12 protein-coding genes are annotated in these 12,276 nt (G+C 69.6%); 8 read left to right on the top strand and 4 right to left on the bottom strand.

All coding sequences use genetic code 11. The annotated features are described in order from the left end of the window. Window positions 1-189 precede the first annotated feature (189 nt). The 6 genes from J5J86_RS15315 to J5J86_RS15290 are packed head-to-tail and all read left to right on the top strand — an operon-like array spanning window position 190 to window position 5,491. On the top strand, window positions 190-999 hold the full coding sequence (locus tag J5J86_RS15315) for a TetR/AcrR family transcriptional regulator (RefSeq protein ID WP_209099465.1): 810 nt from the start codon (window positions 190-192) through the stop codon (window positions 997-999). Beyond that, the gene (locus tag J5J86_RS15310; protein ID WP_209099463.1) at window positions 996-1,766 is read left to right on the top strand and encodes an ABC transporter ATP-binding protein; all 771 of its coding nucleotides are present in this window, start codon (window positions 996-998) and stop codon (window positions 1,764-1,766) included. Before J5J86_RS15315 ends, J5J86_RS15310 begins: the two co-directional genes overlap by 4 nt. Then, complete coding sequence (locus tag J5J86_RS15305) at window positions 1,763-2,473, top strand: ABC transporter ATP-binding protein (RefSeq protein WP_209099462.1); 711 nt, start codon at window positions 1,763-1,765, stop codon at window positions 2,471-2,473. Before J5J86_RS15310 ends, J5J86_RS15305 begins: the two co-directional genes overlap by 4 nt. Then, window positions 2,473-3,330 carry a branched-chain amino acid ABC transporter permease gene (locus J5J86_RS15300; protein ID WP_209099461.1) on the top strand — a complete coding sequence of 286 codons (858 nt, stop codon included), beginning with the start codon at window positions 2,473-2,475 and terminating at the stop codon, window positions 3,328-3,330. The genes J5J86_RS15305 and J5J86_RS15300 overlap by 1 nt, the downstream gene beginning before the upstream one ends. A 4-nt stretch (window positions 3,331-3,334) precedes the next feature. After that, window positions 3,335-4,264, top strand: a complete 930-nt coding sequence (locus tag J5J86_RS15295) for a branched-chain amino acid ABC transporter permease (protein WP_209099460.1) — start codon at window positions 3,335-3,337, stop codon at window positions 4,262-4,264. Between the two features lie 3 nt (window positions 4,265-4,267). Continuing rightward, window positions 4,268-5,491, top strand: coding sequence for an ABC transporter substrate-binding protein (locus tag J5J86_RS15290; protein ID WP_209099459.1), 1,224 nt, complete (start codon window positions 4,268-4,270; stop codon window positions 5,489-5,491). 26 nt (window positions 5,492-5,517) lie between these two features. On the opposite strand, the gene J5J86_RS15285 is transcribed toward J5J86_RS15290, so the two are convergent. Next, a complete protein-coding gene (locus tag J5J86_RS15285) occupies window positions 5,518-6,465 on the bottom strand; it encodes a LysR family transcriptional regulator (protein WP_209099458.1) in 948 nt (315 codons plus the stop codon). Window positions 6,466-6,621: 156 nt separating this feature from the next. On the opposite strand from J5J86_RS15285, the gene J5J86_RS15280 reads away from it, so the two are divergent. Together J5J86_RS15280 and J5J86_RS15275 are read left to right on the top strand one after the other, a co-directional pair. Further along, on the top strand, window positions 6,622-7,803 hold the full coding sequence (locus J5J86_RS15280) for a pyridoxal phosphate-dependent aminotransferase (protein ID WP_247657628.1): 1,182 nt from the start codon (window positions 6,622-6,624) through the stop codon (window positions 7,801-7,803). Continuing rightward, the gene (locus tag J5J86_RS15275) at window positions 7,800-8,729 is read left to right on the top strand and encodes an AEC family transporter (protein ID WP_209099457.1); all 930 of its coding nucleotides are present in this window, start codon (window positions 7,800-7,802) and stop codon (window positions 8,727-8,729) included. Before J5J86_RS15280 ends, J5J86_RS15275 begins: the two co-directional genes overlap by 4 nt. On the opposite strand, the gene J5J86_RS15270 is transcribed toward J5J86_RS15275, so the two are convergent. The 3 genes from J5J86_RS15270 to J5J86_RS15260 are packed head-to-tail and all read right to left on the bottom strand — an operon-like array spanning window position 8,683 to window position 12,271. Further along, window positions 8,683-9,990 carry a polysaccharide pyruvyl transferase family protein gene (locus tag J5J86_RS15270; RefSeq protein WP_209099456.1) on the bottom strand — a complete coding sequence of 436 codons (1,308 nt, stop codon included), beginning with the start codon at window positions 9,988-9,990 and terminating at the stop codon, window positions 8,683-8,685. The two genes, J5J86_RS15275 and J5J86_RS15270, sit on opposite strands and share 47 nt — an antisense overlap. Continuing rightward, window positions 9,983-11,152, bottom strand: a complete 1,170-nt coding sequence (locus J5J86_RS15265) for a hypothetical protein (protein WP_209099455.1) — start codon at window positions 11,150-11,152, stop codon at window positions 9,983-9,985. Before J5J86_RS15265 ends, J5J86_RS15270 begins: the two co-directional genes overlap by 8 nt. A gap of 12 nt (window positions 11,153-11,164) precedes the next feature. Continuing rightward, complete coding sequence (locus J5J86_RS15260; RefSeq protein WP_209099454.1) at window positions 11,165-12,271, bottom strand: hypothetical protein; 1,107 nt, start codon at window positions 12,269-12,271, stop codon at window positions 11,165-11,167. Between the last annotated feature and the right edge of the window lie 5 nt (window positions 12,272-12,276).

Here is a 12,276-nt window from a genome sequence, read left to right as displayed (position 1 = left end):
GCACAAATTTCACGCAGCGATTCCACTGATCCCGCCATGCCCCATCCCTGTTAAAACAAAGCCCCGCCACCGCACCGCCCCCCCCTGGGCCCGCACGCGATGTCGACGCGCACGGTCTGCCCAGAAAACAATCAGTCAAGACTGCTTTTTTGTCGCGCGGCACCAAAGTGCCTATGGCAGGGTTCGAGCATGGACATCATCACCCCCACACGGCCGGAGCAGGAGACCTCGGACGGGCGCGAGCTGAAGGGCGCCGCCATGCGCGCCCGTCTGCGCGCCGCCACCGAGGAGCTGATCGCCGAAGTCGGCGTGAACGCGGCCTCCGCCGCCGCCATCGCCCAGCGCTGCGGCGTGTCGCGCGGCGCCATGCTGCATCACTATCCCACGCGCGATGATCTCATCATCGACACCGCCGCCCATTTCTGGCAGCGCGCCCGCGATATCGTGGCGGGCCTCGCCGATGACATGAGCGCGGGCCGCACGGACGTGCCCACCTTTGTCGGCCGCCTCTATGACGAGGTCTTCCGCGCCAACGCCCTCGTGACCATGCTGGACCTCATGGTGTCCGGCCGCTCCGACACCCGCGTGGGCGAGGCGGTGAACGAGATCCTCACCGACCTATTCCACTCCTATGAGGAACTGGGCGCCCGCGCCTTCCACACCTCGGGCCTGCCGCCCGAGCGCATCCACATCATCATCACCCTCATCGTCTCGACGCTGCGCGGGCTGAGGATCCAGGACAATATCGACCGCGACGAGAAGCGCGTGCGCGCCGTCCTGGCGACGCTGTGCGACTGCGTGGAAGCGCTCATCCGCACCGCACCGCCCGCCGCGCCGCCGGCACCCCAGGCGGTTGCCGCAAAGACCCGTGCAGCGGCCAAGCCCCCAAAATCGGCCAAATCCCTTCCATCTCCCGAGGCTCCCGAGCCACCGCCCGCCGAAACCTCCGCGCGGCGCAAGCCGGCCCGGCGCGGGACCACCCAGCGGAGGTCATCATGACCGATCCAGCCATGGTCGTCAGCGGCCTCACCAAGTGCTTTGGCGGCGTGACGGTGGTGGACGATGTCTCCTTCGTGGTGGAGCGAGGGCAGATCCTTGGCCTCATCGGCCCCAATGGCGCCGGCAAGACCACCCTCTTCAACCTCCTGTCCGGCGTGCTGAAAGCCGATGGCGGCCGTTTGGCCGTCAACGGCACGGACGCCACCGGCCTGCCGCCCCACCGCCTCGCCCGCCTGGGCCTCGTGCGCACCTTCCAGCTCGCCCGGGAACTGGACCAGCTGACCGTGCTGGAGAATGTGATGCTGGCGGCGCAGGACAATGTGGGCGAGCGCCTCATGGGCGCGCTGCTGCGCCCCACCGCCACGGCGCGGGCCGAGCGTGATGCACAGGAACGCGCCTGGGAGATGCTGGCGCGCGTCTCCCTCACCCCCCATGCAGGCAAGCGTGCGGCCAATCTCTCCGGCGGCCAGAAGAAGCTCCTGGAGCTGGCCCGCTGCCTCATGGCCGGCGCCGACATCATCCTGCTGGACGAGATCGCGGCCGGCGTCGCGCCCCATCTGGTGGAGGAGATCAAGCATCTCATCGCCCGGCTCAACCGCGACCACGGCACCACCTTCCTGGTCATCGAGCACAATATCGGCTTCATCCGCGACCTCTCCTCGCGGGTGGTGGTGATGGCCTCCGGCAAGGTGCTGGCGGAGGGCAGCTTCGCCCACGTGGCCGCCAATCCCGCCGTCATCGAATCCTATCTGGGGCAGGCCGCATGACCCTTCTTTCCCTCACCGGCCTGAAGGCGGGCTATGGCGCCAGTCCCATCGTGCACGACGTCAACCTCACCGTGGCGCGCGGCGAGATGGTGGCCTTGGTGGGCCCCAACGGCGCCGGCAAGTCGACGCTGCTGAAATCCATCGCCGGCGTCGCCCGCGTCATGGGTGGTACGCTGACCCTCGACGGGCAGGACCTCGCCCCCCTGCCCCCCGCGGGCCGGGCGCAGGCGGGGGCCGTCTTCATGCCGCAGGAGCGCAACGTCTTCCGCACCCTCTCCGTCACCGAGAACCTCACGGTCAGCGCGTGGGGCCACAAGGATGTGGCGCGGCGGCGGGAGGAGGTGATCGCCCTCCTGCCCACCATCCGCGCCTATCTGCACAAGCGGGCGGGCGGCCTTTCTGGCGGCCAGCGCCAGATGGTGGGCCTTGCCATGGCCCTCATGGCCCGCCCCAAGCTGCTGCTGGTGGACGAGCCCACCGCCGGCCTCTCCCCCCTCCTGGTGGGCGAGATGCTGGACATCCTGCGCCAGCTCGCCGCCACCGCCGATCTCGGCGTGCTGATCGTGGAGCAGAATGCCCGCGCCGCGCTGGAGCGGGCGGATCGTGCCCTCGTCCTGGTGGATGGCCGCGTGGTGCGCCAGGGCGATGCCGCCGCCCTTGCCCGCGAGCCGGATTTCGGCGCCCTCTTCTTCGGCGAGGCCGCCTGATGCAGCTTCTCATCAACACGCTGGCGAGCGCCGCCGTCATCGCACCGGCCGCCATCGCCTTCACCCTCGTCTTCACCCTGTTCCGCTATGCCAATTTCGCCGCTGGCGGCTTCGTCACCATCGGCGCCTTCGCCGCCTGGACGCTGAATGCTGCCCTCGGCCTGCCGCTGTGGGTCGCCGGCCTCGGCGCCATGGCGGTGAGCGCGCTGGGCTTTGCGGCGGCGGACGCGGTGGTGTTCCGGCCCCTGCGCGGGCGGGGCGGCGGCACGCTGCTGCTGGTCTCCATCGCCTTGTCCTTCGTCATCGAGAACATCATCCGCTTCTTCTATGGCGGCCAGATCCGGGGCTTCGACCTGCCGCTCACCGGCCCGATCCTCATCGCCGGCATGCGGCTGACGCGGGAGACCGTGGCGGTCCTCTCCATCTCGCTGGCCGCCACGCTGCTGGTGGGCGCATTGCTCACGCTGACCCCCATCGGGCGGGCGCTGCGGGCGGTGGCGGACAATGCCTCGCTCGCCAATGTGCGCGGCATTCCGGTGCCCGCCGTGGAGGCGTTTGGCGTCGCGGTGGCCGGCGCGCTCTTCGGCCTGTCCGGCGTGCTGGTGGGGCTCGATCTGACCATCGATCCCAACCTCAACTGGGCGGTGGCCATCCCCGTCATCGCCGCCGCCATCGTGGGCGGCCTCGGCTCGCCCTTGGGGGCGGCGATCGGGGCGATCGGGATCGGCCTTGCGGAAGAGCTGACCGGCGTCTTCCTGAACCCCACCTACAAGGGCGCGGTGGGCTTCGTGGTCATCGCCCTCGTCCTCCTGGTGCGGCCGCAGGGCCTGCTCGGCGACAAAGTGGACAGGAAGTGACGCCATGGACGCCTATCTGGTCGCCATCCTCACCATTGCCGGCATCTATGTGATGCTGGCGCTGGCCCTCAACCTGCAATATGGCCTCACCGGCCTCATCAATTTCGGCGTGGTCGGCTTCTTCGGGGTGGGCGCCTATGCCAGCGCCATTGCCACCGAGACCTTCCATCTGCCCTTCGTGGGCGGGCTGGTGGTGGCCATGGGCGCGGGGGCCGTTGCGGGCGCGCTGATCTCGCTTTTGTCGCTGCGCCTGTCGGGGGATTTTCTCGCCATCGTCACGCTGGGCTTTGCCGAGACCATCCGCCTTGTCTTCAACAATGAGGACTGGCTGACGGGCGGCCCGCGCGGCTTTCTCATCGGCACCCGCCCGGTCATGTCGGGCCTTGGGCGGGATGTCACCGCCTGGGCCATTCTCGCGGTGGTGCTGGCGGGGGTGATGGTGGCCTTCCTCGTGCTCCAGCGCCTGTCCACGACGCCCTATGGCCGCACGCTGCGCGCCATCCGCGAGGATGACCTGGTGCCGGCGACGCTGGGCAAGAACGTGTTCCTCTATCGCCTCCAGGCCTTCGTCATCGGCGCGCTGTTCATGGCCGGGGCCGGCTCGCTCTATGCCCATTACGTCCAGACCATCACGCCGGAAAACTTCACCACGCCGGTGGCTATCCTGGTGTGGATGTCGGTCATCGTGGGCGGGGCCGGCAACATGGTGGGTACGCTGGTGGGCACGCTGGTGGTGGTGACCCTCTATGAGGGCAGCCGCTTCCTCTCCCACTGGACCTCCTTCCTCGACCCCGAGCAGATGTCGGCCCTGCGCTTCATCGTCATCGGCTCGGTCCTCATCCTGACCATCCGCTTCCGGCCCACGGGCCTCCTGCCGGAGGTCAGCCGCGCGCCCGCTCCCCCCGCGTCTCCCCTCACGCCCTCGAAAGGTTAGGCCATGGACGTTTCCCGCAGGCTGTTTCTCTCCGGCACCGCAATCGCCCTCGCCACGCCCGCGCTGCTGCGCCACGGCCTTGCCCAGTCGGCGCCCATCAAGGTGGGCTCGCTCACCCCCCTGTCCGGCGGCGGCGGCCCCTATGGGCCGGAAAAGGTGAAGGCCCACAAGGCGGTTGTGGAGCTGGTCAATGCCAATGGCGGCGTCATGGGCCGGCAGGTGGAGCTGATCACCGACAATACCGAGACCAATCCGGAAGTGGCGGTGCGCGCGGCGCGCAAGATGATCGACGCCGACCGGGTGAGCGCCATCGTCGGCACCTGGGCTTCCTCGGTGACGCTGGCCATCATGCCGCTCTGCCAGGAAGCCAATATCGTCCAGCTGTTTACCGGCTCCTCGGACTACCTGCCCAACGGCGACAAGAAGCACCTGTGCTACAACCTCCAGCCGCTGAACTCGGCCTGGGCGGTGGCGCTCGCGGACCTCGCGGCCAAGCGCGGCTTCAAGCAGATGGCCTTCGCCGGCCCGAAGAATGATTTCGCCTCGTCCATGGCCGAGAGCTTCACCAAGTCCTTCAACAAGGTCGACGGCAAGATCATCGGCGAGCCCTTCTATTACAACACCAACCAGGTCTCCTACCGGGCCGAGGCCGAGCGGCTGATCTCCATGAACGCGCCGGCCGTGTTCATCGCCGGCTACATCACCGACTTCACCCCCATCTATCGCGAGCTGATCCGCGGCGGCTATACGGGCAAGATCTTCACCTTGTCCTTCGCCGTCGGCCCCGACTTCAAGAAGGCGGTGGGCAATGCGGCGGATGGCATCCTGCATGGCTCCCCCGTGCCGCCCGTGGGCAAGGACACCTACGACGCCTATCTGCGGCTCGTGGGCGCCAAGCCCAACGGCCAGGTGCAGTTCCCCTATGGCTGCGCCGCCTATGACGAGATGAACCTCCTTCTGCTGGGCATGGAGGCGTCCAAGTCCACCGAGGGCCCGAAGATCGCGGAAGCCATCATGAAGGTGGCCAACGGGCCGGGCGAGCGCGTCACCACCTTTGCCGAGGGCGCCAAGGCCCTCGCAGCGGGCAAGGGCATCAATTATGACGGCGCCAGCTCCTCGGTGGAATTCCTGCCCAACGGCATGCTCAAGAGCCGCGACTTCGCGCTCTACGAAGTGCAGAAGGGCGAGGACGTGCCGATCCTGACCACCACCAGCACGGCGGAGTGAGGGCTTCCCTCACCCCTTCTGCGCCCTCACCCCATCTTCGATGGCCGCCGCGTCCCTTGGGCCCGGCGGCCGTTCTGTGTCCGGGAGGCGGCGGGAGCGCTCTGGGCGGCCATGCTGGCGCGGATGGCCTCGGCCAATGCCAGGCACAGCCGCCGGCTCGGCCGGTCCTGCCGCTCCAGCAGCACCACGCGGCGGCGCATCTGCGGGTCGCCGAAGGGCAGGCAGGTGAGGTTCGCCTCCGCCAGCACCGCGTCCGGCAAGGGCAGCACCGCGACGCCAAGGCCGCGCTCCACCATGCGCAGGATGACCTCCTGGCTGTCCAGAACCATTTCCTCGCGCACCTTCAGGCCCAGCCGCCGCAATTCCCGCGCGATCATCCGCCCCGCCCAGGCGCGGGCATCGAAGCGGATGAAGGGCATGTCGGCGAGAAGGGTGGCGACATCGGCCCGTCCCAGGCCCGGCGGGGCGATCAGCCAGAAGCGGTCGGCATAAAGCTCGGTCCAGACGAGGTCGGGCGGATGGGGCCGCACCGGCTCGGTGGTGACGGCGGCATCCAGCTCCCCATTCGCCACCCGCGCCGCCAATTCCACCGACATGCCCGCGCCCACATGCACCCGCAGGCGCGGATGGGCGCGGCGCAGGTCCGCCAAGGCGCCGGGCATGGGGCCTGAAAGGGCGGTCTGGATCGCCCCCACCTTCAGGCGTCCGGACAAGGAGCGCTCATCGCTCAGCGCCTCGGGAATGCGATCATAAAGAGCCAGCACCTCTTCGGCGCGCGCCAGCACGATGCGCCCGGCTTCGGTCAGCACCGGCAGGCGGCGGGAGCGGTCGAACAATTGGACGCCGAACTCCTCCTCCAGCCCCCGCACTTGGAGGCTGATGGCCGATTGGGTGAGCCCCACCGCCTCTCCCGCCCGCGCGAACGAGCCGTGATGGGCGATGGCCTTCAGGCTGCGCAGGGCACGAAGGGACATGGGGTCTCCAACCGGTCGGAAAGGGACAGGCGGCGTGACACGCACCGCGCGACAAACCATGAGTTATTCTCGTCAACGGGACAAGAAATATGAATTTTTAAGAGGGTCTCGGGGGCGATAATTTCCTTCCAGCCTCTCCTTCCGGTGCCCGCATCCATGACCTTGTCCGCCGTCTCGTCTCCCACCCAAGCGCCCGCCCCCGCCGCCGGCGGGTCGCCCATCCTCGCCATGGCGCGCCGCGCCGCCGAATTGCGCGCCGCCGGCCGCGACATTGTCGACCTGACGCTCGGCGAGCCGGACTTCGCACCGCCCGCTCATGTGGCGGAAGCCGCCATCGGCGCCGCCCGCCGCCCCTTGGGCTACACCCCCGCCAACGGCATGCCCGCTTTGCGCGCCGCCGCCCGCGCCGCCCTCGCCCGCGATCGGGGGCTCAGCTATGCGGACAACGAAATCGCGGTGGGCTGCGGCGCCAAGCAGGTGATCTTCAACGCCTTCCTGGCCACCCTGAAGCCCGGCGACGAGGTCATCGTCCCCACCCCCTATTGGGCGAGCTATCCGGACATGGTGCGCATGACGGGGGCCACGCCGGTGCTGATCGAATGCCCCGCCGAGGACGGCTTCCTGCTGCGCCCGGACGCGCTTGCCGCCGCGCTCACGCCCCGCACCCGCTGGGTGGTGCTCAACGCCCCCGGCAATCCCTCCGGCGCGCTCTACAGCGCCGCGGCACTCGCGGCGCTCGCCGATGTGCTGCGCGGCGCGCCGGACGCCCTCATCATGTCCGACGAGATCTACGCCCATATCCGCTATGATGGGGGCACCTATGCCAGCATCGCCGCCGTGGCGCCGGACCTGCGGGAGCGCATCCTGATCATCGACGGCGTGTCCAAGGCCTATGCCATGACCGGCTGGCGCGTGGGCTGGGGCTTTGGCCCCGCGCCCATCGTCTCGGCCATCACCGCCATCCAGACCCAGAATTGCACCCAGACCGCCGCGCTCAGCCAGATCGGCGCCATCGCGGCGCTGGAAGGCCCGCAGGACGTGCTGGCCGAGCGCAACGCCATCTATCGCGCCCGCCGCGATGCCGGCCTCAAGGTGCTCAGCGCCAGCCGCGCCTTGCAGGTGCCGGTGCCCGACGGCGCCTTCTATTTCTTCCCGCGCCTTGCCGATGGCGGCGACGACGTGAAGGCGGCCGACCTGCTGCTGGACGCCGGGGTCGCCACCGTGCCCGGCCGCGCCTTCGGTTCGCCCGGCCACATCCGCCTGTCGTTCGCCACCGACGAGGCCACCCTCGTGGAAGGCTGCCGCCGGCTGGTGGCGGCGCTGGAGGCCCGCGCATGATGGGCGCCGTCCTGCTCGCGCTGCTGCCGGTGGTGCTGCTGATCGGGCTCGGCATCGCCCTCAAGCAGCGCAAGTTCCTGGCCGAGGCCTTCTGGCCCCAGGCGGAGCGGCTCGGCTATTTCGTGCTGCTGCCGGCTCTGTTCTTCCACGGCCTTGCCACCGCCACCCTCGACCAATTGCCGGTCTGGGAACTGGTGACGACACTGATCGCCTCCACCTTGCTGGTGGCCGGCCTGGTGGTGGCGGCGCGGCCCCTTCTGGGCGTGGATGGACCGGCCTTCACCTCGGTGTTCCAGGGCAGCGTGCGGTTCAACAATTATGTGGGCGTGACGCTGGCGGCGGGCCTTTTCGGCGCCAAGGGCATCGCGCTGGCGGCCATCTGCAACGCGGCCATCGTGCCCACGGTGAACGTGCTGTGCGTGCTGGTCTTCGCCCGCCACGGCACCGCCAAGCTCAATGCGCGGGGCATTGCCCGGCAGCTCGCCACCAATCCGCTGGTGCTGGCCTGCCTCGGCGGCATCGCGCTCCAGGTGCTGGGCCTGCATGTGCCGCCCGGCATCGAGCCGGCGCTGAAGGCGCTGGGCGCCGCCTCGCTGCCCATCGGCCTCTTGTGCGTGGGCGCTGCGCTGGATTTTTCCACCGCCCGCCAGTGGGTGGGGCCGGTAGTGTCCTCGTCGGCGGTCAAGTTCCTTCTCATGCCGGTGGCGACCCTGCTGCTGGCCATGCCCTTCGGCCTGACCGGCCCGGCGCTGACCACCGCGCTCCTGTTCCAGGTCCTGCCCACCGCCTCCTCCGCCTACATCATGGCCCGGCAACTGGGCGGCGACGCACCGCTCATGGCTGGCATCACCGCCACGCAGACGGTGGTGGCGGCGGCGGTCATTCCGCTGGTGCTGACCGTGCTGGCCGGCTGGATCGCGGCATGAGCAGGGCCTCCCGCTCCCCATAGGCGGAGGGCCGGAAGGGGCGAAGGCTCCATTCCGGGCCGAGGCCACGCATGCCCAGCCGGGCATAGAGCCGCAGGAAGGCGAGTTGCGCCGCGCTCCGGTCCTGCGGCTGGTGGAGCATGGCGATGATGTCGGCCCAGTGCCGGTCGAGCTCCGTGCGCATGGTGGCAGGCACGGGCATGCGGGGCGGCAACGTGCCGAGCGCCTCGAATGCCTGCGACCAGCCGTCGAACAGAAGCTCGGGCGTCCCGCGATAGGTCAGAAACCCCGCCAACCGCCGCGCCGGGCGCTCGGCCACCACGAGAGCGGGCACGTCATAGGCCGAGGCGACGATGCAGCCGTGCAGCGACTGCCCCACGAAAGCCGCCGAGAAGGCCAGCACCGCCGTGATCTCCCGGAGCGATGCGGGGGCATCCAGCAGGATATGGGGGCAATCCAGATGCGCGGCGGTCTGGCGGGCCGCCTCGTCATCCTTGAGGCCGGGGCCGATGGCCACAAGGATGGGCACCGCTCCGCTCGCCCGCGCATGGGCCGCAATCTGCGCCGCAATGTCCGGGAAGGCTTCCTTCTTCAGGAGCCGGCGCACCTGGATGGCCAGGAAGCGCTGCCCCGGATCGAAACCGGCACGGGAGACAAGGCCCGCGAAGTCCTCGGCGAGACTCTCCCGTGGCCAAAGGGCGGAAATGTCGAGCACGGTGTCGGGGGACACGCAGGCCAGCCCCTCGGCCTGGGGACCCAGAAGGCGAAGGCTCTCCGCATCGCGCACCGCCACCCGCTCCGCCACGTCCATGGCCGCCCGGGCGAGCGCGCGGATCTCGCTGCGGATGAAGGGGCGCATCACGCCGGGCGCGTTCCACGCGATGGGCACGCCGGTGACGCAGGCCTGAAGGGTCGCGCCCAGCCACAGGCCGGAAAAATAAGTCTGCGCCCAGGTGCCGCCGGGGTCGTCCTTCACGTCGGAAATGCCGAAGAAGTCGGTCACCGGCATGTCGGAGATGATGTGCCCCCCGCCCACCAGGATGCCGGCGCCGGGCGTGCCCGCGAACAGGTCCTGAAGCGAGAGCGCGGGCAGGCTGTCCGGCCAGGAGCGCCGGGCGGTGGGCGCGACGGGCACCACCTCATAGCCCGCGGGCGCGAGGCGGTGGCGGGCGACGAGCGGAAAGAGCACATCGCCATAATTGAAGATGTCGAAGTTCCCGCACACATGGACGCGTCGCCCGGCGCCTTCCGAGTCAGCCATGGGCCGGCTCCCGCCGCGCCCTCGACGCGGCGGCGTTGGCGGCGTCGATCACCCGCGCTACGAGGGGATGGAACAGCCCCTGGGCGATCAGGTCCGAGGCGATGAAATGATCGTCCGAATCCACCGGGATGGTCTCCACATTGGGCACGTCGCGCAATTCGTTGGCGTGCTGGCCATCGCGCAGATGCTGGGCGCCATAGGCGTGGAAGATGGTGGTGCCGGGCGCGCCACGCACAAGGCCAGCAAGATCCCGGGCATGGGGCGGCAGCACCGATGCGATGTAGCGCCGGCTGAGCCGCATGGGGGCATTGCCGCTGTCGTCGGTGGGATCCATCACCGGTGCCGACAAGGACAGCGCCGCCGGCGCACCCATGAGCACGGCAAGGCGAATGGCCGACCAGCCGGCGAACGAGCCCCCGAAGGGAATGGCGGGCACACCATCGAGGGCGGCGCAGTGGTTGCGCAGCGCGGCGACCATGCTCTCCTCGTCCGCCCCAAGGCTCGGCAGGCCGCCGGTGAAGGCACGGCGACTGTTGTCGCGCAAATAGATGACATTCACCGGATGGTCCGCCAGCAACACGTCCACATGGGTGAAGGGCAGCCCGCCCAGGTCTCCCCGCACGCCGCTGAGCACGAGGAAGGTGGCGCGCGCGCCCGGCGTCGTCACCACGCGGAAGTCGCACATGGTGTCATTGTCGAAGCGGGCCGTGACGTCCCAGGCGTCCAGCGGCTTCGATTGCAGGATGGTCAGCACGCGCTGGGCGAAGAAGCCGATCTGCGGCTTGTCCACGATCTCCTTGAGGATGGCATAGCCCTGAGGCGTGTCGCGGTGGCGCAGGCAGGCGAGGGCATATTGGTATTGCCAGTGCGCCTCGCCCTCCCCGGTGCGGGCATGGGCCTGAAGGCGGTCGAACAGGGCGCGGTCCACGGCGCGGGGAAAGGCCGCGCGATTATAGCGTTGCAGCAGGAGGTGATCGTCCGGCCATTGCTCGATGGACCGGATGATGGACTGCGTCACGTCCTCCTGCGAGTTGGCGACGCTGCCGGTGAGGTTGATCCGCCGCAGCATGGCCTTGCGGGTGGGGTCGGCGGCAAACACCTTCTTGGCCAGCCCCAGCGCCTCCTGGAACTTGCCGGTGAACATCAACAGGTCCACCTGCATGGCCTCCGCCTCCTACGGCAGCGGGCCGAGGGCGAGGGCCTGGTCGAGAAAGGCGAGAGCCTCGGGAAACGCCCGCTGCTTCATGGCATGGCCGGCGCGCTTGGTGAGGATGAAGCGGTCATCCGGTCCCCCCGTGAGCAGCCCCGCCAGCACCTCGTCGAGCCCCAGCGGATCGGTCCAGGCCCGGGTGAACGCGCCGAGCGCCCGCCGCCGCGTCGCTTCCGGAAGATTGGAGGACCAAATCTCGGAACGCAGCAGGTGGCCAGCCGCCGTCAGCCGCCCGGCGGACAGGTCCAGGTTGAACTGGCGCAGCGCCAGCCAGGGATGATGCGGGAAGCGGGCACGCGCCGCCGCGAGTGTCCGGGCAAGCGCGTCGGTCTCGCCGCGCTGCTCGTGGAAATCGCATTTGAGGGTATGGAAGCGGGGCAGGTCCGGATGACGCGCCAGCGCCTCCTCCAGCAGCGCGCCGACGGCGTCATCCGCAGGGGCCACCTTCAGGAGGGCCTCGATCTCCTGCAGCCGCGCGGTTCGCGGCACCTCGCCGAGCGCGCGCGCCGCGCCAAAGTGGGTCAGCGCCGCCTCGGTGCGCTCGGCCTCAAGGTCTAGCTCCGCAAGCTTCAGGAGCGCGAAGCGATCTCCCGCCCCGCTGCCGAGAAGCCCGCTCAGGAAGGCCGCCCGCTCCTCTCCCCCGCCGAGCACGGCGCACACGGCCTCCAGCGCCTCGGCCCGGGTCCCTTCCGACAGGCCCGACCGCCAGATCCGTTCCTCGAACAAAGCGCGCGCCTCAAGTCCCTGCCCTGCCGCAAGAAGCCGCCGGAAGGCGTGGTGGGCGATGCGGGCATTGCCGGGAAAGCGGCGCCGGGCTTCGCTAATCTGCGCATCCAAAGCCGGGCCGTCGCCCTTGGCCTCCAGCTGGCGGATCCGCAGGATGTGAAGGCGGGCATCGTCCGGCCAGGTCTCAAGGCGCGCGACGATTTCCCCGTCCAAGGCCTCGCCCCCCTCGGCCGCCAGGGCCGCGCTGAGCCGCGCCAGATCCTCGTCCTGGCATCTTTTGGTGACGCCAGCGGCATCCGAGGGGGGTACGTTCTCCACCGGCCCTGACCTGTCCTGCTGCACCATGGAGG

Origin of the sequence: Aquabacter sp. L1I39 (genome assembly GCF_017742835.1) — a bacterium.
Classification (GTDB): domain Bacteria; phylum Pseudomonadota; class Alphaproteobacteria; order Rhizobiales; family Xanthobacteraceae; genus L1I39.
Note: the sequence above shows the minus strand (reverse complement) of the source record. Positions and strands in the feature narration are given on the sequence as shown.

Bases quoted from the DNA above. Each gene is read 5' to 3' on its own strand.
- J5J86_RS15315 (WP_209099465.1), top strand. From the start codon at position 190: ATGGACATCATCACCCCCACACGGCCGGAGCAGGAGACCTCGGACGGG.
- J5J86_RS15310 (WP_209099463.1), top strand. From the start codon at position 996: ATGACCGATCCAGCCATGGTCGTCAGCGGCCTCACCAAGTGCTTTGGC.
- J5J86_RS15305 (WP_209099462.1), top strand. From the start codon at position 1,763: ATGACCCTTCTTTCCCTCACCGGCCTGAAGGCGGGCTATGGCGCCAGT.
- J5J86_RS15300 (WP_209099461.1), top strand. From the start codon at position 2,473: ATGCAGCTTCTCATCAACACGCTGGCGAGCGCCGCCGTCATCGCACCG.
- J5J86_RS15295 (WP_209099460.1), top strand. From the start codon at position 3,335: ATGGACGCCTATCTGGTCGCCATCCTCACCATTGCCGGCATCTATGTG.
- J5J86_RS15290 (WP_209099459.1), top strand. From the start codon at position 4,268: ATGGACGTTTCCCGCAGGCTGTTTCTCTCCGGCACCGCAATCGCCCTC.
- J5J86_RS15285 (WP_209099458.1), bottom strand. From the start codon at position 6,465: ATGTCCCTTCGTGCCCTGCGCAGCCTGAAGGCCATCGCCCATCACGGC.
- J5J86_RS15280 (WP_247657628.1), top strand. From the start codon at position 6,622: ATGACCTTGTCCGCCGTCTCGTCTCCCACCCAAGCGCCCGCCCCCGCC.
- J5J86_RS15275 (WP_209099457.1), top strand. From the start codon at position 7,800: ATGATGGGCGCCGTCCTGCTCGCGCTGCTGCCGGTGGTGCTGCTGATC.
- J5J86_RS15270 (WP_209099456.1), bottom strand. From the start codon at position 9,990: ATGGCTGACTCGGAAGGCGCCGGGCGACGCGTCCATGTGTGCGGGAAC.
- J5J86_RS15265 (WP_209099455.1), bottom strand. From the start codon at position 11,152: ATGCAGGTGGACCTGTTGATGTTCACCGGCAAGTTCCAGGAGGCGCTG.
- J5J86_RS15260 (WP_209099454.1), bottom strand. From the start codon at position 12,271: ATGGTGCAGCAGGACAGGTCAGGGCCGGTGGAGAACGTACCCCCCTCG.